34 protein-coding genes are annotated in these 23947 nt (G+C 72.7%); 23 read left to right on the forward strand and 11 right to left on the reverse strand.

Features of this window, described 5'->3' with window-relative positions; genetic code table 11:
• Positions 1-107 precede the first annotated feature (107 nt).
• The 5 genes from lpdA to DT076_RS02165 are packed head-to-tail and all read left to right on the forward strand — an operon-like array spanning position 108 to position 3669.
• A complete protein-coding gene (gene lpdA, locus DT076_RS02150) occupies positions 108-1505 on the forward strand; it encodes a dihydrolipoyl dehydrogenase (protein ID WP_114125229.1) in 1398 nt (465 codons plus the stop codon).
• 1 nt (position 1506) lies between these two features.
• Positions 1507-2502, forward strand: a complete 996-nt coding sequence (locus DT076_RS02155) for a hypothetical protein (protein WP_114124966.1) — start codon at positions 1507-1509, stop codon at positions 2500-2502.
• A gap of 41 nt (positions 2503-2543) precedes the next feature.
• Positions 2544-3131, forward strand: a complete 588-nt coding sequence (locus DT076_RS02160) for an HhH-GPD-type base excision DNA repair protein (RefSeq protein WP_114124967.1) — start codon at positions 2544-2546, stop codon at positions 3129-3131.
• Positions 3128-3256, forward strand: a complete 129-nt coding sequence (locus tag DT076_RS20210) for a hypothetical protein (RefSeq protein WP_267896793.1) — start codon at positions 3128-3130, stop codon at positions 3254-3256. The genes DT076_RS02160 and DT076_RS20210 overlap by 4 nt, the downstream gene beginning before the upstream one ends.
• The gene (locus DT076_RS02165) at positions 3253-3669 is read left to right on the forward strand and encodes an NUDIX domain-containing protein (protein ID WP_114124968.1); all 417 of its coding nucleotides are present in this window, start codon (positions 3253-3255) and stop codon (positions 3667-3669) included. Before DT076_RS20210 ends, DT076_RS02165 begins: the two co-directional genes overlap by 4 nt.
• A 53-nt stretch (positions 3670-3722) precedes the next feature.
• Here the strand turns inward: DT076_RS02165 and DT076_RS02170 are convergent, their stop codons facing one another.
• Positions 3723-4748 (reverse strand): hypothetical protein, encoded by a 1026-nt coding sequence (locus DT076_RS02170; RefSeq protein ID WP_114124969.1) that lies wholly within the window; start codon positions 4746-4748, stop codon positions 3723-3725.
• On the reverse strand, positions 4745-5188 hold the full coding sequence (locus DT076_RS02175; RefSeq protein ID WP_114124970.1) for an SRPBCC domain-containing protein: 444 nt from the start codon (positions 5186-5188) through the stop codon (positions 4745-4747). The genes DT076_RS02170 and DT076_RS02175 overlap by 4 nt, the downstream gene beginning before the upstream one ends.
• Before the next feature lie 133 nt (positions 5189-5321).
• Between DT076_RS02175 and DT076_RS02180 the strand changes: the two genes are divergently transcribed.
• The 9 genes from DT076_RS02180 to DT076_RS02215 all read left to right on the forward strand — a co-directional run bounded on the left by DT076_RS02180 (position 5322) and on the right by DT076_RS02215 (position 11051).
• Positions 5322-5750, forward strand: a complete 429-nt coding sequence (locus tag DT076_RS02180) for a ChaB family protein (RefSeq protein WP_114124971.1) — start codon at positions 5322-5324, stop codon at positions 5748-5750.
• Positions 5747-5896 carry a hypothetical protein gene (locus tag DT076_RS19270; protein ID WP_158548018.1) on the forward strand — a complete coding sequence of 50 codons (150 nt, stop codon included), beginning with the start codon at positions 5747-5749 and terminating at the stop codon, positions 5894-5896. Before DT076_RS02180 ends, DT076_RS19270 begins: the two co-directional genes overlap by 4 nt.
• A gap of 26 nt (positions 5897-5922) precedes the next feature.
• Positions 5923-6366: a helix-turn-helix transcriptional regulator gene (locus DT076_RS02185; RefSeq protein WP_114124972.1), complete on the forward strand. Its 444-nt coding sequence runs from the start codon at positions 5923-5925 to the stop codon at positions 6364-6366.
• Between the two features lie 10 nt (positions 6367-6376).
• The gene (locus DT076_RS02190; RefSeq protein WP_199538890.1) at positions 6377-6811 is read left to right on the forward strand and encodes a VOC family protein; all 435 of its coding nucleotides are present in this window, start codon (positions 6377-6379) and stop codon (positions 6809-6811) included.
• A complete protein-coding gene (locus DT076_RS02195) occupies positions 6808-7260 on the forward strand; it encodes a pyridoxamine 5'-phosphate oxidase family protein (RefSeq protein ID WP_114124974.1) in 453 nt (150 codons plus the stop codon). Before DT076_RS02190 ends, DT076_RS02195 begins: the two co-directional genes overlap by 4 nt.
• A 132-nt stretch (positions 7261-7392) precedes the next feature.
• Entirely contained in the window at positions 7393-9783 is a 2391-nt protein-coding gene (locus DT076_RS02200) for an ATP-binding cassette domain-containing protein (protein ID WP_114124975.1), read from the forward strand.
• Positions 9784-9830: 47 nt separating this feature from the next.
• A complete protein-coding gene (locus DT076_RS02205) occupies positions 9831-10127 on the forward strand; it encodes an ArsR/SmtB family transcription factor (protein ID WP_199538891.1) in 297 nt (98 codons plus the stop codon).
• The gene (locus DT076_RS02210; RefSeq protein ID WP_114124976.1) at positions 10112-10516 is read left to right on the forward strand and encodes a VOC family protein; all 405 of its coding nucleotides are present in this window, start codon (positions 10112-10114) and stop codon (positions 10514-10516) included. The genes DT076_RS02205 and DT076_RS02210 overlap by 16 nt, the downstream gene beginning before the upstream one ends.
• Positions 10517-10535: 19 nt before the next feature.
• On the forward strand, positions 10536-11051 hold the full coding sequence (locus DT076_RS02215; RefSeq protein WP_114124977.1) for a putative immunity protein: 516 nt from the start codon (positions 10536-10538) through the stop codon (positions 11049-11051).
• A 22-nt stretch (positions 11052-11073) separates the two neighbouring features.
• Here DT076_RS02215 and DT076_RS02220 read toward each other — a convergent pair whose 3' ends face one another.
• A complete protein-coding gene (locus DT076_RS02220) occupies positions 11074-11598 on the reverse strand; it encodes a DinB family protein (protein ID WP_233493574.1) in 525 nt (174 codons plus the stop codon).
• 347 nt (positions 11599-11945) lie between these two features.
• Here DT076_RS02220 and DT076_RS02225 point away from each other — a divergent pair, with 347 nt between their 5' ends.
• The 4 genes from DT076_RS02225 to DT076_RS02240 are packed head-to-tail and all read left to right on the forward strand — an operon-like array spanning position 11946 to position 14207.
• On the forward strand, positions 11946-12287 hold the full coding sequence (locus DT076_RS02225) for a PadR family transcriptional regulator (protein WP_114124978.1): 342 nt from the start codon (positions 11946-11948) through the stop codon (positions 12285-12287).
• Positions 12284-12649: a DUF1048 domain-containing protein gene (locus DT076_RS02230; protein WP_199538892.1), complete on the forward strand. Its 366-nt coding sequence runs from the start codon at positions 12284-12286 to the stop codon at positions 12647-12649. Before DT076_RS02225 ends, DT076_RS02230 begins: the two co-directional genes overlap by 4 nt.
• A complete protein-coding gene (locus DT076_RS02235) occupies positions 12646-13449 on the forward strand; it encodes an ABC transporter ATP-binding protein (protein ID WP_114124979.1) in 804 nt (267 codons plus the stop codon). Before DT076_RS02230 ends, DT076_RS02235 begins: the two co-directional genes overlap by 4 nt.
• Positions 13446-14207 (forward strand): ABC transporter permease, encoded by a 762-nt coding sequence (locus DT076_RS02240; protein WP_114124980.1) that lies wholly within the window; start codon positions 13446-13448, stop codon positions 14205-14207. The genes DT076_RS02235 and DT076_RS02240 overlap by 4 nt, the downstream gene beginning before the upstream one ends.
• A gap of 133 nt (positions 14208-14340) precedes the next feature.
• On the opposite strand, the gene DT076_RS02245 is transcribed toward DT076_RS02240, so the two are convergent.
• Entirely contained in the window at positions 14341-15126 is a 786-nt protein-coding gene (locus DT076_RS02245) for an SDR family oxidoreductase (protein ID WP_114124981.1), read from the reverse strand.
• Positions 15127-15156: 30 nt separating this feature from the next.
• Positions 15157-15504, reverse strand: a complete 348-nt coding sequence (locus DT076_RS02250) for a nuclear transport factor 2 family protein (protein ID WP_114124982.1) — start codon at positions 15502-15504, stop codon at positions 15157-15159.
• Positions 15505-15761: 257 nt separating this feature from the next.
• On the opposite strand from DT076_RS02250, the gene DT076_RS02255 reads away from it, so the two are divergent.
• The 3 genes from DT076_RS02255 to vapC are packed head-to-tail and all read left to right on the forward strand — an operon-like array spanning position 15762 to position 16930.
• A complete protein-coding gene (locus DT076_RS02255; protein ID WP_199538893.1) occupies positions 15762-16292 on the forward strand; it encodes a GNAT family N-acetyltransferase in 531 nt (176 codons plus the stop codon).
• Between the two features lie 30 nt (positions 16293-16322).
• A complete protein-coding gene (locus tag DT076_RS02260; protein ID WP_199538894.1) occupies positions 16323-16532 on the forward strand; it encodes a type II toxin-antitoxin system VapB family antitoxin in 210 nt (69 codons plus the stop codon).
• Positions 16529-16930: a type II toxin-antitoxin system VapC family toxin gene (vapC, locus tag DT076_RS02265; RefSeq protein ID WP_158548019.1), complete on the forward strand. Its 402-nt coding sequence runs from the start codon at positions 16529-16531 to the stop codon at positions 16928-16930. The genes DT076_RS02260 and vapC overlap by 4 nt, the downstream gene beginning before the upstream one ends.
• 115 nt (positions 16931-17045) lie before the next feature.
• On the opposite strand, the gene DT076_RS02270 is transcribed toward vapC, so the two are convergent.
• On the reverse strand, positions 17046-17669 hold the full coding sequence (locus DT076_RS02270; RefSeq protein WP_147264036.1) for a hypothetical protein: 624 nt from the start codon (positions 17667-17669) through the stop codon (positions 17046-17048).
• Positions 17670-17862: 193 nt separating this feature from the next.
• Here DT076_RS02270 and DT076_RS02275 point away from each other — a divergent pair, with 193 nt between their 5' ends.
• Positions 17863-18255, forward strand: a complete 393-nt coding sequence (locus DT076_RS02275) for a VOC family protein (RefSeq protein WP_114124986.1) — start codon at positions 17863-17865, stop codon at positions 18253-18255.
• Positions 18256-18303: 48 nt separating this feature from the next.
• Positions 18304-18522, forward strand: a complete 219-nt coding sequence (locus DT076_RS02280) for a hypothetical protein (RefSeq protein WP_114124987.1) — start codon at positions 18304-18306, stop codon at positions 18520-18522.
• A 3-nt stretch (positions 18523-18525) separates the two neighbouring features.
• Here DT076_RS02280 and DT076_RS02285 read toward each other — a convergent pair whose 3' ends face one another.
• The 5 genes from DT076_RS02285 to DT076_RS02310 all read right to left on the reverse strand — a co-directional run bounded on the left by DT076_RS02285 (position 18526) and on the right by DT076_RS02310 (position 23893).
• Positions 18526-18723 carry a hypothetical protein gene (locus DT076_RS02285; RefSeq protein ID WP_114124988.1) on the reverse strand — a complete coding sequence of 66 codons (198 nt, stop codon included), beginning with the start codon at positions 18721-18723 and terminating at the stop codon, positions 18526-18528.
• A gap of 74 nt (positions 18724-18797) precedes the next feature.
• Complete coding sequence (locus tag DT076_RS02290) at positions 18798-20606, reverse strand: gamma-glutamyltransferase family protein (RefSeq protein ID WP_114124989.1); 1809 nt, start codon at positions 20604-20606, stop codon at positions 18798-18800.
• A gap of 67 nt (positions 20607-20673) precedes the next feature.
• Positions 20674-21885, reverse strand: coding sequence for an arylsulfotransferase family protein (locus DT076_RS02295; RefSeq protein ID WP_114124990.1), 1212 nt, complete (start codon positions 21883-21885; stop codon positions 20674-20676).
• A gap of 144 nt (positions 21886-22029) precedes the next feature.
• Complete coding sequence (locus DT076_RS02305; protein ID WP_114124991.1) at positions 22030-23466, reverse strand: dihydrolipoyl dehydrogenase family protein; 1437 nt, start codon at positions 23464-23466, stop codon at positions 22030-22032.
• A 70-nt stretch (positions 23467-23536) separates the two neighbouring features.
• Positions 23537-23893, reverse strand: a complete 357-nt coding sequence (locus DT076_RS02310; RefSeq protein WP_114124992.1) for a PRC-barrel domain-containing protein — start codon at positions 23891-23893, stop codon at positions 23537-23539.
• Positions 23894-23947 lie beyond the last annotated feature (54 nt).

Here is a 23947-nt window from a genome sequence, read left to right on the forward strand (position 1 = left end):
GTAACTCACATGCGATATATCTCAAGCTCCCGTCTCGGAGAGTCGCCGTCCGGACGTCCTCCGCGGGCGGTCCGGGAGGCCGCGCGGACGTGGCTAGAGTGTCGGCCATGACCGCACACTTCGATGTCGTCGTCCTCGGGGGAGGCCCCGGTGGGTACGTCGCCGCCATCCGGGCCGCGCAGCTCGGGCTGAAGACCGCCGTGATCGAGGAGAAGTACTGGGGTGGTGTCTGCCTGAACGTCGGCTGCATCCCGACGAAGGCGCTGCTGCGCAACGCCGAGCTGGCCCACATCTTCACCGCGGACGCGAAGACCTTCGGCATCCAGGGCGACGTGACCTTCGACTACGGCGCCGCCTTCAAGCGCAGCCGCGGGGTCGCCGACCGGATGGTCAAGGGTGTGCACTTCCTGATGAAGAAGAACAAGATCACCGAGTACACCGGCTGGGGCGAGTTCACCGACGCCAACACCATCCGCGTCCGCACCGACAGCGGTGAGGAGACGGTGACCTTCGACAACGCGATCATCGCCGCCGGCGCCACCACCCGGCTGCTGCCCGGCACCCAGCTCAGCGAGCGCGTGGTGACCTACGAGGAGCAGATCGTCACCGACTCGCTGCCCGGCTCGATCGTCATCGCCGGTGCCGGCGCCATCGGCGTCGAGTTCGCCTACGTGATGGCCAACTACGGCGTCGACGTCACCATCGTGGAGTTCTTCGACCGGATGGTGCCGCTGGAGGAGCCCGAGGTGTCCGCCGAGCTGGCCAAGGCCTACAAGAAGCTCGGCGTCAAGGTGATGACCAAGACCAAGGTCGAGGCCATCGACGACTCCGGCGACAAGGTCAAGGTCACCGTGAGCCCCGCCGACGGCGGCGAGTCGCAGGTGCTCGAGGCCGACAAGGTGCTGCAGGCGATCGGCTTCGCCGCCCGTACCAAGGGCTACGGGCTGGAGAACACCGGTGTCGAGCTGACCGAGCGCGGCGCCATCGCCATCGACGACTTCATGCGCACCAACGTGCCGCACATCTACGCCATCGGCGACGTCACCGCCAAGCTGATGCTGGCCCACACCGCCGAGGCCATGGGTGTGGTCGCCGCCGAGACGATCGCCGGCGCCGAGACGATGCCGATCGACTACGACATGGTCCCGCGCGCCACCTACTGCCAGCCCCAGATCGGATCGTTCGGCTACACCGAGGCCAAGGCCAAGGAGCTCGGCTACGACGTCAAGGTCGCCAAGTTCCCGTTCTCGGCCAACGGCAAGGCCCACGGCCTGGGCGACGCCACCGGCTTCGTCAAGGTGGTGGCCGACGCCACCCACGGCGAGCTGCTGGGTGCCCACATGATCGGCCCGGACGTCACCGAGCTGCTGCCCGAGCTCACCCTCGCCCAGCAGTGGGACCTCACCGCGCACGAGGTGGCCCGCAACATCCACGCCCACCCGACCCTGTCGGAGGCCCTCAAGGAAGCGGTCGAGGGCATCGCCGGGCACATGATCAACCTCTGACGTGCGCCGCCGTCGCCTGGGCCTGCTGGCCGCCGCGACGGCGGCATCGGTGTCGACCGCGCTCACCTCCTGCACCGGGCCCCCGGCGCAGGAGGGCGCGGAGCGGGTTCCGGACCCCGGCCCGGTCTCGACAACCGCCGCTCCCACCCCCACCCCGACGCCCACCCCGACGCCCACGCCCACCCCGACGCCCACACCGGAGCTGCCCGGCGGCGGCACCGACCTGTTCCCCGGGACCCGGCTGGTGGGCTTCTCCGGCTATCCCGGCGCCCCGGCGCTGGGCCGGCTCGGTGTCGGCGACCTCGACGACCGGGTCGAGGACATCAAGGAGATCGGCGAGGACTACGACGGCGACGACCGCCGCATCACCCCGGTGCTCGAGCTGATCGCCACCGTGGTGCACAGCACGCCGGGCGACGACGGCTCCTACCGCACGCGGATCGACGAGGACGTCATCGCCGACCACCTCGAGGCCGCCCGGCGTCACGACGCGATGCTGCTGCTCAACATCCAGCCCGGCCGCGCCGACATGGCCGAGGAGGTCCGCCACTACGAGGGGTGGCTGCGCGAGCCCGACGTCGGCGTCGCCCTCGACCCGGAGTGGGCCGTGGACGACGACGAGGTGCCGGGCCGGGTGTACGGCTCCACCAGCGGGGAGGAGCTCGACGAGATCGCCGGCTGGATGTCGGAGCTGGTGGCCGAGCACCGGCTGCCCGAGAAGGTGATGCTGTACCACCAGCTGCGGGTCGACATCGTCGAGGACCCCGAGGAGCTGGGCCGCCACGACGGCGTCGTCGCCATCGCCTCCATCGACGGGCTCGGCCCGCCCGGGGCCAAGGTGGAGACCTACGAGGCGATCGTGGAGACGCTGCCCGACGGCGTCCACGCCGGGTTCAAGCTGTTCTACGAGGAGGACACCGAGGGCGGCTCGGAGCTGATGACCCCCGAGCAGGTGATGGCGCTCGACCCGCGCCCGGAGTACGTCCTCTACGAGTGAGGACGGCTGCGCCCGCCGGTGCGGTCGGGCAGGATGACCCCATGGCGCGCTCACTCTGGCTGACCGGGGACCCCGAGGCCGATGCCCTGCTGTCGGACGACCTCGACGCCCTGCTGATCGGGATGACCCTGGACCAGCAGGTGCCGATGGAGAAGGCGTTCAGCGGGCCGCGGGTGATCGCGGAGCGGATGGGGGGCCGGTTCGACGTCGCCGCGATCGCCGCGATGCCGGTGGAGGACTTCGTCGCGCTGTGCTCCCAGCGTCCCGCCGTGCACCGGTTCCCCGGGTCGATGGGCGCCCGGGTGCACCAGGTCTGCCAGGCGCTGGTGGCGGAGTGGCAGGGCAGCGCGGTGCACCTGGTGGAGGGCGTCGAGGACGGCGCGGAGCTGCGCCGCCGGATCGAGGCGCTGCCGGGCTTCGGGCGGCAGAAGGCGTCGATCTTCGTCGCGCTGCTGGCCAAGCAGTACGGCATCCGGCCCGAGGGCTGGCAGCAGGCGGCCGGGGAGTACGGCCAGGACGGGTTCCGCTCGGTCGCCGATGTCGTCGACGAGCCGTCCCTGCAGAAGGTCCGCGAGACCAAGAAGCAGGTCAAGGCCGCGGCCAAGGCGGCCCGCACCCCCGCGTCGTGACCGCGGCGCTGCCCGACTCCTCCTGCCTGGCCGCCGCCGTGGCGACCGCGCTGGTGGTGCTGCTGGTCGGGTCGACGACCCGCCGCAGCCGGGCGCTCACCGTGACGCACGGGGTGTCCCGATGACCGGCCACGGGTTCCCCCTGGTGGTCGGGGCCGCACTCACCGACGACCTCCACCGACCCAGCCGGCTGCTCGCCGCCCGGCGGCGCCACGGCGCGCTCGCCGGCTGGTGGGAGTTCCCCGGGGGCAAGGTGGAGCCCGCCGAGCCGCCGCTGGCGGCGCTGGCCCGCGAGCTCGACGAGGAGCTCGGCCTCACCGGCGTCACCTTCGGTGCGGAGCTGCCCGGGCCTGACGGCGGCTGGCCGCTGCCGAACGGCTCGCTGCTGCGGGTGTGGTGGGCGGTCACCGCCGAGGTGGTCGCGCCGGGGCCGGACCACGACGAGGTGCGCTGGCTGACGGCACCGGAGCTGCTCTCGGTGCCCTGGCTCGAGGGCGACCTGCCCCTCGTGCGGCGGCTCACCGGCGTCCTGGGCTGAGCGGATCGGACCGCCCCCGCCGACCCGGTCGGGTCACGAGCAGCGGGTCGACGTCACCAGCTGGCTCCGCGCAGCCAGAGCCAGTCCCCGGTGGCCACCACGACCCACCCGTGCTCGGCGGCGACCACGGGCGCCTCGACCTCCAGCAGGCCCTCGACCGCCTCCCGGTCGTCCGCCGGCAGCTCGCGGAGCAGCGCGCGCAGGTACGGACGAGCCTCGTCGGGTGGCCCGGCGCCGACCGCGACCAGCCGGCCGTCGGCGTCGCCCTCCAGGGTGAGGTCGACCCCATGACCCCCGCAGCTGACCAGCGCCGCGTCGGTGGCCGGGTCGCAGGTCAGCCCGTCGCGTTCCAGCACCTCCACCGCGGCCGCCGGGTCGAGCCCCAGGTCGGCGGCCGGGATGCTGCCCAGCGGGGGACCGGCGTTGGCGAAGGCGATCCGCAGGTCGGCCCCGAGCGTCCACACCTCGAAGTCGGCCGGCCGGGTCAGCACCGGACGGACCTCGCCCGCCTCGGCGCCGGCCACCTCGGCCGCGGCCCCGGCGAGCTGGTCGAGCTCGGTGCTGCTCAGGCCGACCGCGAGCGCGACGGCCGCCAGCAGCGGCGGTGGGACGTCACCGCTGACATCGGCCCGCGGCATGGTCAGCGACAGCCCCTGCGCCTCGTCGCCGTCGTGGCTCCACTGCACGTAGGTCCAGCCGTGCGGCGGCAGCGCGTAGCAGCCGTGCACCTCGGGCTCGGCGAGCTCGCGGACGCAGTGCAGCCCGGCCGCCTCCAGCTGGCTGAGCAGCAGCGGGTGCGACGGCCCGGGCGCCTCGGCCGGCGGGACGTCGGTGACCTGGTCCAGCGCCGAGCCGGGACGGCCCACCGTCAGCCACCAGGTGGCCAGGAGCGCGGTGAGCAGCACCAGCAGCACGCCACCACCGCCGAGCAGCAGACCGCGCCGTCCGCGCCGGGCGCGCCGCACCGGTGGGTCCGGCACGAGGTCGAGCTGCTCGGGCCCGGGGTCCGGCGGAGGCGGCGGCTCGAACGCCGGCATGTCGGCCGGTGGCGGGGTGCCGGCGCCGGGGGACGTCGTCATCGCAGGCTCCGCCCGCGGCGCACCCGGGCCGGCAGCCCGGCGAGCACGCTCGCCCAGTCGGTGAAGCGGTCGCGGTCGGCCGCGTTGTCCTCGTTCCAGCCGCCGTGCTGCAGCCGCAGCAGCGACCCGCCCGGCCGCGCGGTGAAGGTGACCAGCACCTGGCTGGGCACCCCGGTGTCGTGGGCCAGCACGAAGCTGTGGCTCAGCGCCGTACCGGGCTGCCAGAGCGTGATGGTGCCCCACAGCTGGGAGGAGCCGTCGGCGTGCAGCTCGCGGATCTCCCCGCCCGGGCCGGGGGTGACCGCGACGCCGCTGAAGGTCGTCGCGTCGGAGGTGTAGCGCGGGTCCCACCACGAGCCCAGGTCGACGTAGGCGTCGAAGGCGTCCGTCGGCGCGACAGGGAGCTCGAGGTCGAGCCGGATCGGCATCTGCGGGGGCACGGTCCAACCCTGCCAGAACCGGCCGGGTACGGCACCGTGGCGCGTCCCCCGTCCACAGCCCGCCGGGTCGGGACGTTTCCGGAGGACGGACCCGGGTAGGCCACCGGTGACGTCGCCCAGAACGGAGGACATCGTGCCGAAGACCGGGAAGAACGGGAAGCCGATCGAGGACGAGCTGCCGAGCACCTTGCAGCGCTCGGGGGACAAGGCCCAGCGGACCTTCGCCAAGGCCCACGACTCCGCCGCCGAGGAGTACGACGACGAACGTCGCGCCCACCAGGTCGGCTACGCCGCGCTCAAGCACACCCACCACAAGGTGGGTGACCACTGGGAGCCGAAGGACGAGCCTGGGCCGTCGGACGCCCAGGCCGAGGGCGGTCGCGACACCGGCCGGGAGACCGCCGGCGGGGTCGACGCGAACGCCACCAAGGACGAGCTGATGGACGTGGCCCGGCGGCTGGACGTCTCCGGACGCTCCGACATGACCAAGGACGAGCTGGTCGAGGCGATCCAGAAGGCCAACGACCGTTCCACGCGCAAGGCACGGGAGGAGCAGCGGTGAGCCAGTACGACGAGGAGCAGGACCAGGACGCCGAGCCGACGATGACGGCACCGCCGGAGGAGCGGCCGACCGGCGAGCGGCGGGAGGACGACCCGCAGCAGGCACCGGGGGACCAGGCCGCCAAGGACGATCCGGTCGAGGGCTGACGGCCCGACCTGGCACCATCGGGCGGGTGAGCACCACTCCGCCCGGCAGCGAGCGGCTGCGCGACCTGGCCCTGCTCCGGCGGGTGCGGGACCGCATCGACCGCGAGTACGCCCAGCCGCTGGACGTCGAGGCGCTCGCCCGCGGCGTCCACATGTCCGCCGGGCACCTGAGCCGGCAGTTCAAGGCGGCCTACGGGGAGTCGCCCTACAGCTACCTGATGACCCGCCGGATCGAGCGGGCGATGGCGCTGCTCCGCCGCGGCGACCTCAGCGTCACCGAGGTCTGCTTCGCGGTCGGGTGCTCCTCGCTGGGCACCTTCAGCACCCGGTTCACCGAGCTGGTCGGCGTCCCGCCCAGCGTGTACCGGGCCACCGCCGGCGACGCCGTCGCCGGGATGGCGCCCTGCCTGGTCAAGCGGGTCACCCGACCGGTCAGGAATCGAGAAGCACCCGGGCCGGCACGGCCCTAGCGTGAGGGCCATGGAACTCACCATCCACCAGGCCTTCCTGCCGCACACCGACCACGAGGCCTCCCTGGCCTTCTACCGCGACACCCTCGGCTTCGAGGTGCGCAACGACGTCGAGTACCAGGGTCTGCACTGGCTCACCGTCGGCCCGCCCGGCCAGCCCGGCACCAGCATCGTGCTGCACCCGCCCTTCGCCGACCCCGGGATCACCGAGGAGGAGCGCCGCGTGGTGGCCGAGATGATGGCCAAGGGCACCTACGCCGGCATCAACCTGGCCACCCCTGACCTTGACGCCACCTTCCAGCGGTTGCAGGCCGGCGACGCCGAGGTCGTCCAGGAGCCCACCGACCAGCCCTGGGGCACGCGCGACTGCGCCTTCCGCGACCCGGCCGGCAGCATGATCCGCATCTTCGAGGTCCGCGCCCAGGACCCGGCCTCGCCGGCATGACGGCCGGTCCACGGCCCGGTGCCCGGCGCCGCAGCGACACCGAGCACCGGCTGCGCACCGACGTCGACCTCTGGGTGGCCACCGCCTCCGCCGACCAGACCCCGCACCTCGTCCCGCTGTCCTTCGACTGGGACGGGGAGACGATCCTGCTGGCCACCAGCCTCGGCAGCGCCACCGGCCGCAACCTCGCCGCCCGCGGGGTGGCCCGGCTGGGGCTCGGGCCCACCCGCGACGTCACCCTCGTCGACGGCGAGGTGGAGGTGCTCGACCTCGACGCGCTGCCGGCCGGGGAGGCCGACCGCTTCGCCGCCCGCGCCGGCTTCGACCCGCGCCGGGAGGGCGGCTCCTACCGCTGGTTCCGGGTCCGGCCGCGCCGCATCCAGGCCTGGCGGGAGGTCGACGAGCTGCCCGGACGCGAGCTGATGCGCGACGGCCGCTGGCTCGTCTGACCCACGCCCGCACCGGCCGGCACCGGACCCTCCGCTCGACCCGCTCGAACGGGCCCCGGCCGGCTGCCCGAACTGGTTAGATCACCCCAGGCGACGCCGGCGACGCCCCGTCGGCCTGGCAGGAGGAGACAGATGGACACCGCCACCCGCACCGACGCCCGACCGACAGCACCCCATGCCGCGGACAGCCACGACCTGATCCGGGTGCAGGGGGCGCGGGAGAACAACCTCAAGGACGTCAGCGTCGACCTGCCCAAGCGCCGGCTCACCGTCTTCACCGGCGTCTCGGGCTCGGGCAAGAGCTCACTGGTGTTCGGCACCATCGCCGCGGAGTCGCAGCGGCTGATCAACGAGACCTACAGCGCCTTCGTGCAGGGGTTCATGCCGAGCCTGGCCCGTCCCGACGTCGACCTGCTGCAGGGGCTGACCACCGCGATCATCGTCGACCAGGAGCGGATGGGCGCCAACGTGCGCTCCACGGTGGGCACCGCCACCGACGTCAACGCGATGCTGCGCATCCTGTTCAGCCGCCTCGGTGAGCCCCACATCGGCTCCTCCCAGGCCTTCTCGTTCAACGTCGCCTCGATCAGCGGGGCCGGTGCGGTGACCATCGAGCGGGGCGGGCAGAAGATCAAGGAGCGCCGCGACTTCGAGATCACCGGCGGCATGTGCCCGCGGTGCGAGGGGATGGGCTCGGTCACCGACTTCGACCTCAGCGCGCTGTACGACGAGACGAAGTCGCTGCGCGAGGGTGCGCTGACCATCCCCGGCTACAGCATGGACGGCTGGTACGGCCGCATCTTCATGGAGTCGGGCTTCCTCGACCCCGACAAGCCGATCGGGCGGTACACGAAGAAGGAGCTGGACGCGCTGCTGCACAAGCCCGCCACCAAGATCAAGGTGGAGGGCATCAACGTCACCTACGAGGGTCTGATCCCGCGGATGCAGAAGTCCTTCCTGTCCAAGGACCGCGAGGCGATGCAGCCGCACATCCGCGCCTTCGTCGACCGCGCGGTGACCTTCACCGACTGCCCCGAGTGCGACGGGACCCGGCTCAACGAGGGGGCCCGCTCGTCCAAGATCAAGGGGATCAGCATCGCCGACGCCTGCCGGATGCAGATCAGCGACCTCGCTCAGTGGGTCCGCGGTCTGGAGGAGCCGTCGGTGGCCCCGCTGCTGGCCGGGCTGACCGAGACGCTGGACTCGTTCGTCGAGATCGGCCTGGGCTACCTCAGCCTCGACCGGCCCGCCGGCACCCTGTCGGGCGGTGAGGCCCAGCGCACGAAGATGATCCGCCACCTGGGCTCCTCGCTCACCGACGTCACCTACGTCTTCGACGAGCCGACCATCGGGCTGCACCCGCACGACATCCAGCGGATGAACGAGCTGCTGCTGCGGCTGCGCGACAAGGGCAACACGGTGCTGGTGGTCGAGCACAAGCCCGAGACCATCGCCATCGCCGACCACGTGGTCGACCTCGGGCCCGGCGCGGGCACCGCCGGCGGGGAGATCGTCTACCAGGGCGATGTCCCCGGGCTGCGCCGCAGCGGCACGCTGACCGGCCGGCACCTCGACGACCGTGCCCGGCTCAAGCCGTCGGTCCGCAGCCGCACCGGCGCGCTGGAGGTCCGCGGCGCGAGCACCCACAACCTCCGCGACGTCGACGTCGACATCCCGCTCGGGGTGCTGGTCGTGCTCACCGGCGTCGCCGGCTCGGGAAAGAGCTCGCTGGTCTCGGGCTCGGTGGCCCGTCGCGACGGCGTGGTGACCATCGACCAGGGCGCGATCAAGGGCTCCCGGCGGAGCAACCCCGCCACCTACACCGGGCTGCTGGAGCCGGTCCGCAAGGCCTTCGCCAAGGCGAACGGGGTGAAGCCGGCGCTGTTCAGCGCCAACTCCGCGGGAGCCTGCCCGAGCTGCAACGGCGCCGGGGTGATCTACCTGGACCTCGCGATGATGGCCGGGGTGTCCACCCCGTGCGAGGTCTGCGAGGGCAAGCGGTTCCAGCCGGCGGTGCTGGAGTACCGCCTCGGCGGCAAGGACATCAGCGAGGTGCTGGCGATGTCGGTGGCCGAGGCCGAGCCGTTCTTCGCCACGGGGGAGGCGCGGACGCCGGCCGCGCACACCATCCTGCAGCGGCTCGCCGACGTCGGGCTGGGCTACCTCACCCTCGGCCAGCCGCTGACCACCCTCTCCGGCGGCGAGCGGCAGCGGCTCAAGCTGGCCAGCCAGATGGGGGAGAAGGGCGAGGTGTACGTCCTGGACGAGCCCACCACAGGGCTGCACCTGGCCGATGTCGAACAGCTGCTCGGCCTGCTGGACCGGCTCGTCGACGGCGGCCGCTCGGTGGTCGTCATCGAGCACCACCAGGCGGTGATGGCCCACGCGGACTGGATCATCGACCTCGGCCCCGGTGCCGGGCACGACGGCGGCCGGGTGGTGTTCGAGGGCACCCCGGCCGACCTGGTCGCCGACCGCTCGACGCTGACCGGTCAGCACCTGGCGGCCTACATCGGGGCGTGAGCGCGGGCCGGTGGCTGGGCGGCGCCGGCCTGCCTATGCTGCCCGGCATGGCCGACGTGTACCGCGCCCTGGACGACGAGACCAGGCGGCTCGTGCTCGACGAGCTGGCGGTGCGTGACGGCCAGACGCTGTTCGAGATCTGCACCACGCTGGCCACCCGGCACCAGCGCACCCTCACCCGCCAGGCCGTCTCGCAGCACCTGGCCGTGCTGGAGTCGGCCGGGCTGGTCGTCACCGAACGCCGCGGACGGACCAAGCTGCACCACTTCGACCGTGCCCCGCTGGCCGAGATCGCCGGCCGCTGGCCCCTGCCCGAGGAGACCACCCCGTGCGCCTCAACCTGATCACCCTCTACGTGGACGACCAGCGGGCGGCGCTGGCGTTCTACACCGAGGTGCTGGGCTTCGTCCTGCGCCACGACCTGCCGCTGGGGGAGGACTCCTGGCTCACCGTCGTCTCGCCGGAGGCTCCCGAGGGCCCCGAGCTGCTGCTGGAGCCGGCCGGGCACCCGGCGGTCGGGCCCTACCGTGACGCGCTGGCCGAGGACGGCGTCCCGCTGCTGCAGCTGACCGTCGACGACCTGCAGGCCGAGCACGACCGGCTGACCGGGCTGGGGGTGGTCTTCACCCAGCCGCCAACCGATCTCGGGACCGCGCTGGTGGCCGTCCTCGACGACACCTGCGGCAACCTCGTCCAGCTCGTGCAGCCCCGCGCTCCAGAGGTGGGCGCGTGAACCGCGAGCGGGGCCGGGGGTGATCCTCTCCCCGGACAAGGACCTGCGCCTGGTCACCCTCCGTCGCGGCGGCACGCTGACCGACGCCCACCACCACCTCCTCGCGCTCTGGGCGGCGACCTGCGCCGAGCACGTGCTGCCGCTGTTCGAGGCCGTCCGGCCCGACGACCCGCGTCCGCGCCAGGCGCTGGAGCAGGTGCGGGGCTGGGTACGCGGCGAGGTGGGGATGATGGCCTCACGGGCCGCCGGCGGCCACGCCATGGGCGCCGCCCGGGACCTGCGCGGGCCGGCGCGGCACGCCGCCTACGCCGCCGGGCAGGCGGCTGCGGTCGCCCACGTCGCCGCGCACGACCTCGGTGCGGCCGCCTACGCCATCAAGGCCGTCCGGGCCACCGTGCCGGGGGAGGATGGCCTGGCCGCCGGCCGGGCGGAGTGCCGCTGGCAGCGCGAGCAGCTGCCCGAGGCCGTCCGGGAGCTGGTGCTCGACGACCAGCGCCGGCGCAACTCCCTGTGCTGGGACGCCTTCGACTGCTGAGGCCCCGCCCACCGCAGCGGGCTCAGCCCTCCAGCACGGCCAGGTCGCGGACCGCGTACCGGTGGTGCTCCACCTCCTCCTTGAGCACCACCCGCAGGCAGCGGCGCACCAGGTACTCGCCGTCGGGATAGGGGTCGGCGGGCTTGCGGGTGCAGACCCGGTCGAGCTCGGCCTCGGTGAGGTCCTCGACGAGCCGGCGCACGCTGGCCATCCGCGCCCTGCGCGCCTGCAGCACCTCCTCCAGCGTCGGTGTCGCGTCCAGCGTCAGCCCGAGCGCGGCACACACCTCGGGCGGGGTGCCACCGGCGGGGTAGCCCAGCCGGTGGTAGGGCGCAGCCTCCTCCAGCACGGCGTTGCCGATCCAGGCGTCGGCGGCGAAGAGCAGGTGGCGGTGGGTCTCGACGAAGGACCACTCGCCGCGCACCCGCTCGTGCAGCGCGGACGCCGGCAGCCGGCGGGCCCGCGCCAGCGTCGTCTCCCACATGCTCTCGACCGCCTGCCAGGCGGCGCGGTGCTCGGCCGGCGTGGAGGCCTCGCGGGCCAGCACCCGCAACGGGTGCTGCCGGTCCAGCTCGGACTCGACGTAGGCGGTGACGTCGACGTCGTTGACGACGAGACGCCCCGAAGTCGCCGCCGAGGTAGACGTCGCTGCCGTAGCAGTCGACCACCCGCAGCCCGCTGACCTCGCAGTCGCGGATCTCCAGGCCGCTGAGGTCGGCGAGGTGCACGAGCGCCCCGCGGAGCTGCTCTCCCTGCACGGTTCTGGTCATGGCGGCACCGTAGATCGGCACCCTGACAGAAGGGTCGGTACTCAGCGTTGACACCTACTAGTACTCAGCGTTATTGTCTAGTGGTAGTCATCAACGCTAGGTAATGGGGAAGGGGGAGGTCCGGATGGGCAGGCGTGACGCGGAGATGCTCAAGGGCGTCCTGGAGGGCATCGTCCTCGCGGTCCTCGAGCAGCGGTCCGCCTACGGCTACGAGATCACCTCGTGGCTGCGCGAGCAGGGGTTCACCGACATCGCCGAGGGGACCATCTACGCCCTGCTGGTGCGCATCGAGCAGCGGGGTCTGGTCGACGTCGAGAAGGTGCCGTCGGCCAAGGGCCCGCCGCGCAAGGTCTACACGCTCAACGCGAAGGGACGGGACCAGCTCAGCGAGTTCTGGGAGACCTGGACCTTCCTCGCCGAGCGTCTCGAGCAGTTCCACCACCACCACGGAAGGACACAGCAGTGAAGAGCTGGATCGAGACCCTCACCGGGTCCCTGGAGCAGAAGAAGCAGTACCGGCAGGCCGTCGCCCGGATGGACGCCCTGCCCGAGCCCTACCGCCGGACGGCCAAGGCCTACCAGCGCTACCTCCTTCAGTCGGCGGGCTACGTCGACGGCGACACCCTCGTCACGATGTTCAGCGACTTCGCCGACCTCTGGGAGCGGGCGGTCGCCGACCAGACGCCCGTCCGCGGCGTGGTGGGGGAGGACCCGGCCGGCTTCGCCGACGAGTTCGCCGCCGCCTACACCGGCCGGCAGTGGCTGGACAAGGAGCGCGAGCGGCTCAGCGCCGTCGTCGCCGAGGCGGAGCGGGAGCAGAGCCGATGAGCACCGTGGCTCCCGCGATCTCGGTGCGCGGTCTGCGCAAGTCGTTCAAGGAGCTGGAGGTGCTGCGCGGGGTCGACCTGGAGGTCGCCCGGGGCAGCATCGTCGCCCTGCTGGGCTCCAACGGCGCCGGCAAGACCACCGCGGTGCGGATCCTGTCGACGCTGCTCACACCGGACGCCGGCACGGTCACCGTCCACGGTGACGACGTGGTGGCCGACCCGTCGGCGGTACGGGGCTCGATCAGCCTCACCGGGCAGTTCGCCGCGGTCGACGAGGTGCTGACCGGCCGGGAGAACCTGGTGCTGGTGGCCCGGCTGCGCCACCTGCCCGACCCGGGTGCGGTGGCCGACCGGCTGCTCGCCCGGTTCTCCCTCACCGACGCCGGCGGACGCCGGGCCGCCACCTACTCCGGCGGCATGCGGCGGCGGCTCGACATCGCGATGAGCCTCATCGGCGACCCGCCGGTGATCTTCCTCGACGAGCCGACCACCGGCCTGGACCCGCAGGCGCGGATCGAGGCCTGGGACGCGGTCCGCGAGCTCGCCGCCGGCGGCACCACCGTGCTGCTCACCACCCAGTACCTCGACGAGGCCGAGCAGCTGGCCGACCGGATCGCGATCCTGCACGAGGGCCGCATCATCGCCGACGGCACCCTGGCCGACCTCAAGCGGCTGCTGCCCGCACCGAAGGTCGAGTACGTCGAGAAGCAGCCCACCCTCGAGGAGATCTTCCTCGCCATCACCGGCTCCGGCGCCCCGCGCGGCGTCGGCACCACTCCCGGGACGGAGGACCCGTCATGACCAGCCACGCCCTCAGCGACACCAGCGCCCTCACCGGACGCTCGCTGCGCCACATCGCCCGCAGCCCCGACACCATCGTCACCACCGCCGTGATGCCGATCGCGCTGATGCTGCTCTTCGTCTACGTCTTCGGCGGCGCCATCGACACCGGCGGCGTCCCCTACGTCAACTACCTGCTGCCCGGGATCCTGCTCATCACCGTCGCCTCGGGGGTGGCCTACACCTCCTACCGGCTGTTCCTCGACCTGCAGGGCGGGATCGTCGAGCGGTTCCGTTCCATGCCGATCGCCCGGTCGAGCGTGCTGTGGGCCCACGTCCTCACCTCGGTGGTGGCCAACCTCATCTCGCTGGCCGTCGTGGTGGCGGTCGCCCTGGTGATGGGCTTCCGCTCCCCGGCGGGCCCGCTGGAGTGGTTGGGGGTGGCGGGGATCCTCGCGCTCTTCATCCTGACGCTGACCTGGATCGCCGTCATCGCCGGGCTGTCGGCCAAGAGCGTCGACGGGGCGAGCGCGTTCAGCTACCCGCTGATCTTCCTGCCCTTCATCAGCTCGGCCTTCGTGCCGACCGCGACGATGCCCGGGCCGGTGCGCTGGTTCGCCGAGAACCAGCCGGTGACCTCCATCGTCAACTCGATCCGCGCCCTGCTGGAGGGGCAGCCGGTCGGGGGAGACCTGTGGGTGGCGCTGGCCTGGTGCGTCGGGCTGCTGGTGCTGGCCTACGTCCTCGCCGTCGTGACGTACCGCCGCCGGACGGGGTGAGTCCCGCCCGTCCGAGCCCTGGTCCTGTGCCGCGAGCCGGTGCAGGACCTCGGCGCGCCCAGGTCCCAGCAGCAACCCGGCACGCCCGAGCATCGAGGCCCCGCCCCAGCTCCAGCACCCCGACGTCGACGACTCAGACGGTCGGGACCGTCCCGCCATCGATCACGTACTCCGCGCCCACGATCGCAGAGGCCCGGTCCGAGACCAGGAAGCCGACCAGGTCGGCGATCTCCTCGGTGCTCGCGAACCGGCCCAGCGGGACCCCGCCGAGGGAGTCGAAGATGTGCTGCCTCGCCTCCTCGCGCGTCATCTGGTTCCCGTCCGCGATGGTGTCCACGAAGTTCTCGTAGGCCTCGGTCTGGATCCCGCCCGGGCTGATCGTGTTGACCCGTACCCCGCGGGGCGCCAGCTCGTTCGCGAGGCCCTTGCTGTACGTGCGTAGCGCAGCCTTCGCCGACGCGTAGGCCAACGAGGCGTCGTAGAGGGGCATGTCGCGCTGGATGGATCCGAAGTGCACGACCACCCCCCGACCCGACTCGATCATGGCCGGGAGGAGCGCTCGATCCAGGCGCACCGCCCCGAGGAGGTTGAGGTTCAGCTCGGCGAGCCACTGGTCCTCGGTGATGACCGCGAACCCACCCGCCGGCGTCGACGAACCGCCGACCACGTGGACCAGGATGTCGAGCGCGCCGGCCTCGGCGATGCGAGCCGCCACCGCCTCGACACCCGCGGTCGTCGACGTGTCTGCCTCGATGAAGCGGTCGGCGCGGTCGTACCCCTCGGGCATCGTCCGGGCCGTCGCCCAGACGTCGGCGCCCATCGCCCGGAGCCTGTCGACCACGGCCTTGCCGGAGCCCCTCGAGCCTCCGGTGACCAACGCTGTGCGACGGTCGAGACGGTCGCGCTCTGCCAGTGACATGTCTTCCCTCGCTCTCCTGTAGAAGGCCGGTCAGCCGGCGACGATGTCGAGCCGCTCGACCCGCTCACCGTCGAGGGCGAACCTGTAGTCCAGGTCCGCCGTACCGCCCGGGAAGTTGCCCTCGAGGTGGTGACCGACCACCCAGGTCGCTCCGTCGCGAACCACCTTGGTGATCGTGCTGGTGTAGGTGAACTCCGCTCCCGCCTCGCTCACGAAGCGCCGGAGGGAGTCCTCGCCGCTGAAGGACTCACCCACGTCGGTGATCACCGCTCCCGGGGTCAGCAGGGCGAGCGCGGTGTCGGCGTCACGAGCCTCCTGGGCCTGCAGGAAGGCACGGATCGTGGTGGGCAGCTGGTCGATGGTGGTGTTGGTCTCCATGTCCCCGAGCCTGGTCTCTCGCGCGACGGGGGAGTCAACCACTGGAGTCTCCCCCCGGGAGAGGGTCCAGACCGGAGCGGTGTTGTGGTGAGGAACGCACTGACGGTGTCCGGACGTGCGGGAGCGCTACCTCGTGACTCCGCGTGACACCGGCGACAGCTCCGGTGCGCGAAAGCCCGCAGCGGCGTGGTGTGTCCAGGCCTCGGTCGAGCTGCGGCGGACGCTGGGAGAGACTGGCCGGGGAGAGCGAGGCAGCGGTGGACCAGGAGACGGGACGGGTGCGGCTGGAGACGGAGCGGCTGCTGCTGCGGCCGTGGCGGCCGGAGGAGGCGCGGGTGCAGCGCGAGCTGTGGGCCGAGCGCGACCCGCGCGTGCCGGCGTCCCGGCGGATCGACGCCGAGGGCCGACCCAGCCTGACCGACCTCGAGCGGTGGATCCGCGAGGACCGCGGGCTGCCGCGTCCGGGGCTGCTGGCGCTGGAGACCAGGGGGAGCGGCGAGGTGGTCGGCTACTGCGGGCTGGTGGCCGGCCGCGGCGACCTCCAGGGTCAGCCCGAGCTGGCGTTCGAGCTGCTGCGCCGGGTGCACGGCCAGGGCCTGGCGACCGAGGCCGCCCGGGCCGTGCTGGACTGGGTACGCGAGCACGAGCCGCGCCGTGTCTGGGCGACCGTGCGGGAGTGGAACACCGCCTCCCGACGGGTGCTGGCCAAGCTGGGCTTCGTCGAGACCGGCCGGGTCGACGCCGACCCGGTGCACGGCGACTCGATCTACACCGCCCTCGACCTCTGACGTATACACCTTGAGGTGTACGGTGGTGTCATGACCCGGACGAACATCGACCTGGACGACGACCTGGTCGCCGCGGTGATGCAGCGCTACCGGTTGGACTCGAAGAAGAGCGCGGTCGACTTCGCGCTGCGGCAGCTGGTGGCCACGCCGTTGACCCGGGAGCAGGTGCTGGCGATGCGCGGCAGCGGCGTCGAGCTCTCCAACGACGAGGTCGAAGCAGGCTGGGTGGTCGACGGGTGATCGTCGACACGTCGGTCTGGATCGAGTTCCTGCGTCCCGGCCCGTCGACCGCCGGAGACCACCTGGAGCACATGATCCGGACGGGCGACCGGATCGTCGTGACCGAGACGGTCCTGCTCGAGCTGCTCAGTGGTCCGACGAACGAGGCGGACGCCGCGGCACGGCGGCGGATGCTGGAGGCCTTCGAGCTCGAACCGGCCGTGCCGGTGGTCGACAGCCTGCGGGCCGCAGCCCTGCAGCGCACCTGCCGTCGCGCCGGCGACACGGTGCGCAGCCTGGGTGACTGCCTGGTCGCCGCCACCGCGATCCGCCTCGATGTGCCGGTGCTGCACCGGGACCGGGACTTCGAGGTCCTCGCCGTCCACTGCGGGCTGCGCACGGTGTCCCTGCTCGACTGATGCCTGTCCGATAAGCGACATTATGACAATCGGTGGTCGTGAGTCGTGAGAGGTCGTTCGGGCGCCCATCCCCTGCACCGTGGTCATTCGGTACCGCAGGACGAGCGGGCGGTGGTCAGGCGCCCAGGCCGACCCTGTCGACCTTGCGGTGGAACCGCATCCCCGCCAACCCGCCGAGCACAGCTCCCAGCAGCGCAGCGAGCGCCAACGCCACCGCGGTGACGATGCCGGCGACGGTCAGACTGCCTTCGTTGACCGGCAGCCGCGGGAACCCGTTGAGGTTGGCCAGCACGTCGAACTGGTTGCCGGCGATGAGCCCCAGGACCGCCACCAGGACCGCGATGATCAGCGCCCAGAGCCACACCCCCAGCCCCTGCTTGGCGCCGTCGAACCGGGCCATCCGGCCGGCGACGTAGCCACCCGCGAAGTAGGACACCACCACGACGACCAGCAGCGCGATGCCACCGACCAGACCCACCGTCTGAGGGTCCTGGGCGGCCGCGGCCGGGTCCACCTCTTGGGCGAGCCCGACGGCGGCCCCGGCTGCCGTGAGAAGCGCGGTGAGCAGCACGGCGGTCCCGGTGGCGGTGAGCCAGCCGAAGAAGCAGGCGCCGAACTTCATCCCCCCGTACTGCTCCTTCTCCCGGTCGACGACGGCCCGACGCCCCGTCGCCGTGGTGCGGTCGGGGTCGTGACTCCCCTCGGTGCTCCGGTCACCGGTCCCCATGGCTTCGTTCATGGCCGTGCCTGCTCTCTCACCGTGCGCCGGTGTCTCCCGGCGATGACCTCTGCCGTACCCACCCACCCGCGTCTTGTACCGGCTGGTCCCGAACCGACCTCGTGAGGCGGCAGACATCCCTGAGCCACGTGCACCACCGGGTCGGCCCGGAAACTGCTTCCCTCGCCAGCGTGCGACGCGGCATCCTCGCCGCATGACCGTCGTCCTCTCCCACACCACCATCGACTGCCACGACGCCTACACCCTGTCGGAGTGGTGGAAGCGGGTGCTCGACTACTCCGACCTCCCCGACGACCCGAACGCGCCGGGTCACGAGGAGTGCATGATCCTCGACCCCGGCACCGGGCACCGGCTGCTCTTCATCGAGGTGCCCGACGCCGAGCTGCCGGCCAAGCGGATCCACCTCGACGTCCGTCCCCGCGAGCGCACCCGCGACGAGGAGGTGGACTGGCTGCTCGCCCAGGGCGCCACCGAGGTGGCCGACCACCGCGGCATCCACGGCCCCGGCACCGGCTGGGTGACGCTGGCCGACCCCGAGGGCAACCAGTTCTGCGTGCTGCGCTCCCCCGCCGAGCTGGACGGCTGAGCCCGCGGCCAGGCCGGGACGACCGGGTCGGCCGCTAGGGTCGAGCGGGTGGGAAGAGGTCGCCGGGTCCTGGCCCTGCTGGGCGCGCTGCTGTTCTGGTTCGGTCTCAGCATGACCCTGCTGTTCGTCGCCGCGGCGGTGTGGCTGCTGGCCCACGGCACGTCACCGAGCTGGGTCGTGCTGGCCGTCACCGTCGCCTGCGCGGTGCTGGGACGGCTGCTGATCCGGCTCAGCGGGGCGCCGCTCAGCGACGCGCTGAACGTCTGAGCGTCACCAGGTGAAGGTGTCCGGGTCGTCCTCGAGCGCGGACCGGTCCTCCCACGGCTCGGGCGGACCGAGCTCGACGTCGAGGTTCTCCCGCTCGGCCACGAACTCCCAGCGGGTGAACGGGACCCACAACAGCTCGGCGACCTCGTCGGCGCGCGGGTCCTCCGGAGTCTGACTTCCAGGAACGTCCTGGAGCGTCATGGGGTGCCTCCTTTCGCAGCGCTGCTACTCCCCTGGGGTACCCGCGATGTTGATCATCAAACCGCCGCGCCGGCTCAGGGTGGTGGCCGGGTGCGTCCGTCGGCGGTCCACGACCGCGGGTCGACGCCGAGCTCGGCCTCGCGGCGGTCCCCGCTCAGCCGGATCAGCGAGCCGGTGCCGAAGGGCCCCGGGCCCGACGTCACCTGCAGCCGCTGCCCGCGGGAGCGCAGGCTGGACAGCACCTCGGCGTCGGTGCTCTGGTCGATCCGCACCCGGTCGGCGATCCCGTGCGGGACGACGCTGTTCGGCTGGGACTGGGTGACGAACCGCGGGGCGGCGACCGCCTCCTGCGGGCTCATCCCCAGCTCGACGACGTCGATGAAGTGCTGGGTCTGCACCTGGGCCTGGGTGTCGCCGCCGATGTTGCCGCCCAGCAGCGACAGCCCGTCCGGCGTGGTGACCATCCACGGGTTGCCGGTGTAGCGGACCCGCTTGCCGGGCTCGATGTAGTTCGGGCTGGAGGGGTCGCGGTCGGTCATGTAGCGCATCCGGTTGTTCATCATGATCCCGGTGCCGCCGGCCTGCAGGAACTGGTAGCCGGTGCTGCTGGTGACGGCGGCGGCGTTCCCGTCCCCGTCGACCACCTGGAAGGTCGTGGTGTTGTCCAGGCCGGGCTCGACCGGCGCGTCGAGGGAGGAACCGAGGTCGATCCGCTCCAGCTGCCGCTCGCCGTAGGCCGGGTCGAGCAGCTCCTCCACCGGGACGTCGGTGAACCCGGGGTCGCCCACGAACTCCTCCCGGTCGGCCAGGGCCAGCTTGAGGGCCTCGATCTGCAGGTGCGTGGCGTCGGCCTCGTCCCGCTCGGAGAGGTCGGCCGTGCGCAGCGTGTTGAGCGCCATCAGCATGGTGAGCCCCTGGCTGCCCGGCGGCACCTGGTGCACGGTCGTCTCGTCGTCCCAGTCCAGGGTGATCGACTCCCCCGCCACCGCCTGGTAGCGCTGGAGGTCGCCCTCGGTGATCCAGCCGCCGCCCTTGCGCACCTCCGCGACCAGCCGCTCCCCCAGCTCGCCCTCGTAGACGAGCGCCCGGGCCGCCTCGATCCCGGACGCGCGGTCCCCGGCGGCGGTGTAGGCCTCGGCCAGCGAGCGCAGGGTCGCCGCGAAGTCCTCCTGGACGACCGTGTCGCCCTCGTCCACCAGGGTGCCGCCGGGGGCGTAGACCGCCTCGGCCGGGTTGTTCATGCCGCCGGCCGCGCGGTAGACCCGGGCCTGGGCGGCCAGGCTGCTGGAGGCCTCGAACCCCTCTCCGGCCAGCTCGATCGCGGGCGCCAGCACCCGGTCCAGCCCGAGCTCGCCCTGCTCGGCGAGCAGCCTCATCCACAGGTCCCAGGAGCCGGGCACCAGCGCCTGGTGCATGCCGAACCCGCTCACGCCGCGGTTGCGGTACTCCCCGCGGTCGAAGTCCTCCCCCACCCAGCCCACCCCCTGCAGGCTGCTGACCGACCCCTGCTCGGCGTCGTACCACAGCGCGGCGGTCTCGCCGGCGATGACGTTGGAGTAGTAGGGCTCGACCACGCTGAGCACCGCGGCCGCGGCGACCGCGGCGTCGGCGGCCGTCCCACCGTCGGCCAGCACGTCCATCGCCGCCCCGGTGGCGGCGGCGTCGTTGGTGACGACCGCCTCCGCACCCGGCTCGGGCGTCGGCGTCGGGCTCGGGGTGGGGGTCGGTGACGGCCGAGGGGTTCCTGGAGCAGCGGCGGACGGACCCGGGGTCGGCGGCGGGGCGCCGGCGGTGTCGTCCCGGTCGGCGAGGACGGCGGCGAGCACCACCAGGGCGGTCGCCAGCACGACCCCTCCCACCACCAGGACGATCCGACGCGACATACGCGCTCCCCTCCGCCGTCCTGACGGAGGCTAGCCGCGTCGGGCAAGAGTGCCGGCCGGCCGCGGCTCAGGGACGGACGTGGCGGTACACCCGGTAGGAGCGCTCGGTCAGGGTGGCGTCGAGCAGCACCTCGTCGGTCGGGGAGAACTCGGTGAGCCGCTGCGCCGATCCCCAGCCGACCAGCACGTTGCCGTTCGGCAGCGTCTGCGCGCTGGCCATCGAGGGGGCCTGCAGCCCCTCGGGGTGGCGCAGCGCCCGCTCCAGCCGCAGGGCGCGGTCCTCCTCGTCCAGCCGCAGCCACAGCACCTGGCTGTAGGGGTGGCGCAGCGCGGTGCCGTCGCTGCCGTTGTCGAACAGCCGCAGCAGCGACTCGTCCTCGTAGGTGGCCTGGTGCTGCCAGGCGAACGTGGCCTCGTCGGGGACGTCGAAGTCGCTCTCCTTGCCCCCCAGCCGCCAGATCACCTCTCCGCTCTGCCGGTCGATCTTGTAGATGGCCCAGGTGTGGCGGGCCGAGACCACCAGGTGGCCGTCGGGGGTGGGCTCGACGGAGTTGATGTGGAAGTAGTCCCACGGCTGCTCCGGCTCGTGCGGCACGCCGGCGAAGCTCTCCCCGAAGCCGACGTGGTCGACGGAGTCCCAGTGGAACAGCACCTCCCCGGTGGCCGGGTCGATCTCCTCGACCACGCCGCTGACGATGAGGTCGTCGTCCAGCCCGCCCCAGCGGGTGAGGTCGGCGGGGTGCTCGACGTAGCTGACGATGAGGGCGGTGTCGCGGTCGGTGAGGAAGAACTCGTGCTCGTCCGGCGCCAGCCCGCCATGGGCCCCGATCCGGGCGACCTCGGTGCCGTCCAGCTCGGCGATGATGCAGTCGCCGTTGGCGTACGGACGCGCCCCCTCCACCTCGTAGGACTCCCACCAGGTGAGCACGTCGCGTCCCTGGTAGCGCTGCATCCGGAAGTCGGCGTAGGAACCGGCGCCGGAGCGCTCCCACAGCACCTCGCCGGCGTCGTCCAGGATGAGCAGCCGCGCGTTCTCGCCCATGTCGGTGACGAAGAGGTCGCCCTCGGCCAGGCCGTCGCGGGAGGTGATGACCTTCATCGGGCCGGCCAGCCGCTTGCGCAGCGGCTCGGTGGTGGCGGCGATCCCCCGGCCGACCGGTCCGCCGTGGGCGACGTCCACGCCGACCGCGCCGACCGCGACGCCCGCCACGCCGACGGCTCCGACTCCGAACAGGGTGCGACGGGTCAGCGCGCGCTGCCCGGGACGTGTCTGTGGCATCGCCCCAGTCTGCCGTATCCCGGCGGACGCCGGGATACGACGACGACATCCTGGCCGACGACCTGCACGGCCTGCTCCCCGAGCTCGACCTGCGCGACGTGACCCTGGTCGGCTTCTCGACCGGACGGGGCCTCGTGCGCGGGCTCAGGCCAGCGCGGTGTCCCGCCCCAGCCCGTCCAGCAGCCGCAGCCACACCTCGCTGATCGTCGGGTACGCCGGGACGGCGTGCCACAGCCGGTGCAGCGGGACCTCGCCCACCACCGCGATGGTGGCCGACTGCAGCAGCTCGGCGACGTCCTGGCCGACGAAGGTCGCCCCGAGCAGCACCTGGCGCTGCGGGTCCACCACCAGCCGGGCCCAGCCCTGGTAGCCCTGCGCGTGCACCACCGAGCCGGCCACCGAGGCCAGGTCGTAGTCGACGAGCCGGACCTCGATCCCCTCCCGGGCTGCGGCCGCGGAGGTGAGTCCCACGCTGGCCACCTCGGGGTCGGTGAAGACCACCTGCGGCACGGCCACGGAGTCGGCGGTGGCGGCGTGGGCGCCCCAGCGCTGCTCCTGCACCGTCGCGCCGGTGGCCCGGGCCACGATGACGTCGCCGGCGGCGCGGGCCTGGTACTTGCCCTGGTGGGTCAGCAGCGCGCGGTGGTTGAGATCGCCCACGGCGTACAGCCACGGCAGCGGCCCGTCCGCGCCGAGCACGCGCAGGGTGTCGTCGGTGTCGAGCCAGGAGCCGGGCTCCAGCCCGACCGTCTCCAGCCCGAGGTCGTCGGTGCGCGGCCGGCGCCCGGTGGCCACCAGCACCCGGTCGGTGGCCACGACGGAGCCGTCGCCCAGGTGCACCTGGATGCCGTCGGGGCCGCTGCGCACCTCGCTGACGTCGACCCCGGTGCGGACGTCCACGCCGTACTCGGTCAGCGCCTCGCGCACCAGCCGGCCGGCGACGTCCTCCATCGAGGACAGCAGCTCCGAGCGCGCCACCACCGTCACCTCGGCGCCGAGGTCGTTCCAGGCCTGCGCCATCTCACACGCCACCACTCCCCCGCCGACCACCAGCAGGCGTCCGGGCACCTCACGGGCCGAGGTGGCGTCCCGGCTGGTCCACGGCTCGGACTCGGCCAGACCGGGCAGCGGCGGCACCAGCGCGGCGCTGCCGGTGCACAGGGCCACCGCGTGCCGGGCCCGCAGCACCTGCTCCTCGCCGTCGGCGGTGGTGACGGTGACCTCCCGCTCACCGGTCAGCCGGCCGTGCCCGCGGACCAGGTCGATCCCGGCGGAGTCCAGCCACTGCACCTGGGAGGTGTCGTCGTAGTGCGAGACGATCTGGTCGCGGTGGGCCAGCACGTCGGTCACCGCCGGCCCGTGCACCTCCAGCCCGGGGGCCCGGCGCGCCGCCCGGGCCGCCGACCCGCTGCGCAGCAGCGCCTTGGACGGCATGCAGGCCCAGTAGGAGCAGTCACCGCCGACCCGCTCCGCCTCGACCACCACCGCGCTCAGGCCGCCGGCGACGGCCTGCCCGGCCACGTTCTCCCCGGTCGAGCCCGCCCCGACCACGACCACGTCGTACTCCGCTGCACCCGCCATGACAACCCCCTGCTCGACGACCTGTCGCGGGTGACGCTAGCCGTTCCCGAGCGGCGGCGCAGCGGCGGGCTCAGCGTCGGCCGAGCTTGCGCTCCCCGCCCGCGCCGGTGGCGTAGGGCATGTCGTAGTGGGCGTAGATCTCGGGCTCCATGCTCGCCTCGAGCGGGCCGTCCTGCGGGATCGACGGAGCGTCCTTGGCCAGCTTCTTCAGCACCCGCACCTTGACGTGCCTGGGCGAGACCGTGGCCCCGTCCAGCGGCACGAACAGCAGCCGGTTGCCGCCGAGCAGACCGGTCTTGACCGCAGCGAAGGCCGGCTCGTCGGTGGCCGTGTCGAAGTAGATGCTCTCCAGGGTGCCGATCTTCGACTCCGCCGGGTCGACCACCGCCAGGTCGACCCAGTCGCGCAGGTCCTCGATGCTCACCATCACCCAGCTCCTCGCCCTCGGGGTAGCGCCGCGCGTACCGCGGCGGTCAGAGAG

The organism is Desertihabitans brevis (genome assembly GCF_003327535.1).
GTDB classification, from domain to species: Bacteria; Actinomycetota; Actinomycetes; order Propionibacteriales; family Propionibacteriaceae; genus Desertihabitans; species Desertihabitans brevis.

Coding starts and splice junctions, on each gene's coding strand:
- DT076_RS02170 (WP_114124969.1), bottom strand. CDS start 4,748: ATGACGACGTCCCCCGGCGCCGGCACCCCGCCACCGGCCGACATGCCG.
- DT076_RS02250 (WP_114124982.1), bottom strand. CDS start 15,504: ATGGAGACCAACACCACCATCGACCAGCTGCCCACCACGATCCGTGCC.
- DT076_RS02290 (WP_114124989.1), bottom strand. CDS start 20,606: ATGTCGCGTCGGATCGTCCTGGTGGTGGGAGGGGTCGTGCTGGCGACC.
- DT076_RS02275 (WP_114124986.1), top strand. CDS start 17,863: ATGACCGTCGTCCTCTCCCACACCACCATCGACTGCCACGACGCCTAC.
- DT076_RS02225 (WP_114124978.1), top strand. CDS start 11,946: ATGGGCAGGCGTGACGCGGAGATGCTCAAGGGCGTCCTGGAGGGCATC.
- DT076_RS02190 (WP_199538890.1), top strand. CDS start 6,377: ATGGAACTCACCATCCACCAGGCCTTCCTGCCGCACACCGACCACGAG.
- DT076_RS02295 (WP_114124990.1), bottom strand. CDS start 21,885: ATGCCACAGACACGTCCCGGGCAGCGCGCGCTGACCCGTCGCACCCTG.
- DT076_RS02240 (WP_114124980.1), top strand. CDS start 13,446: ATGACCAGCCACGCCCTCAGCGACACCAGCGCCCTCACCGGACGCTCG.
- DT076_RS02260 (WP_199538894.1), top strand. CDS start 16,323: ATGACCCGGACGAACATCGACCTGGACGACGACCTGGTCGCCGCGGTG.
- DT076_RS02245 (WP_114124981.1), bottom strand. CDS start 15,126: ATGTCACTGGCAGAGCGCGACCGTCTCGACCGTCGCACAGCGTTGGTC.
- DT076_RS02310 (WP_114124992.1), bottom strand. CDS start 23,893: ATGGTGAGCATCGAGGACCTGCGCGACTGGGTCGACCTGGCGGTGGTC.
- DT076_RS02305 (WP_114124991.1), bottom strand. CDS start 23,466: ATGGCGGGTGCAGCGGAGTACGACGTGGTCGTGGTCGGGGCGGGCTCG.
- DT076_RS02235 (WP_114124979.1), top strand. CDS start 12,646: ATGAGCACCGTGGCTCCCGCGATCTCGGTGCGCGGTCTGCGCAAGTCG.
- DT076_RS02195 (WP_114124974.1), top strand. CDS start 6,808: ATGACGGCCGGTCCACGGCCCGGTGCCCGGCGCCGCAGCGACACCGAG.
- DT076_RS02205 (WP_199538891.1), top strand. CDS start 9,831: ATGGCCGACGTGTACCGCGCCCTGGACGACGAGACCAGGCGGCTCGTG.
- DT076_RS02270 (WP_147264036.1), bottom strand. CDS start 17,669: ATGAACGAAGCCATGGGGACCGGTGACCGGAGCACCGAGGGGAGTCAC.
- DT076_RS02285 (WP_114124988.1), bottom strand. CDS start 18,723: ATGACGCTCCAGGACGTTCCTGGAAGTCAGACTCCGGAGGACCCGCGC.
- DT076_RS02165 (WP_114124968.1), top strand. CDS start 3,253: ATGACCGGCCACGGGTTCCCCCTGGTGGTCGGGGCCGCACTCACCGAC.
- DT076_RS02160 (WP_114124967.1), top strand. CDS start 2,544: ATGGCGCGCTCACTCTGGCTGACCGGGGACCCCGAGGCCGATGCCCTG.
- DT076_RS02200 (WP_114124975.1), top strand. CDS start 7,393: ATGGACACCGCCACCCGCACCGACGCCCGACCGACAGCACCCCATGCC.
- lpdA (WP_114125229.1), top strand. CDS start 108: ATGACCGCACACTTCGATGTCGTCGTCCTCGGGGGAGGCCCCGGTGGG.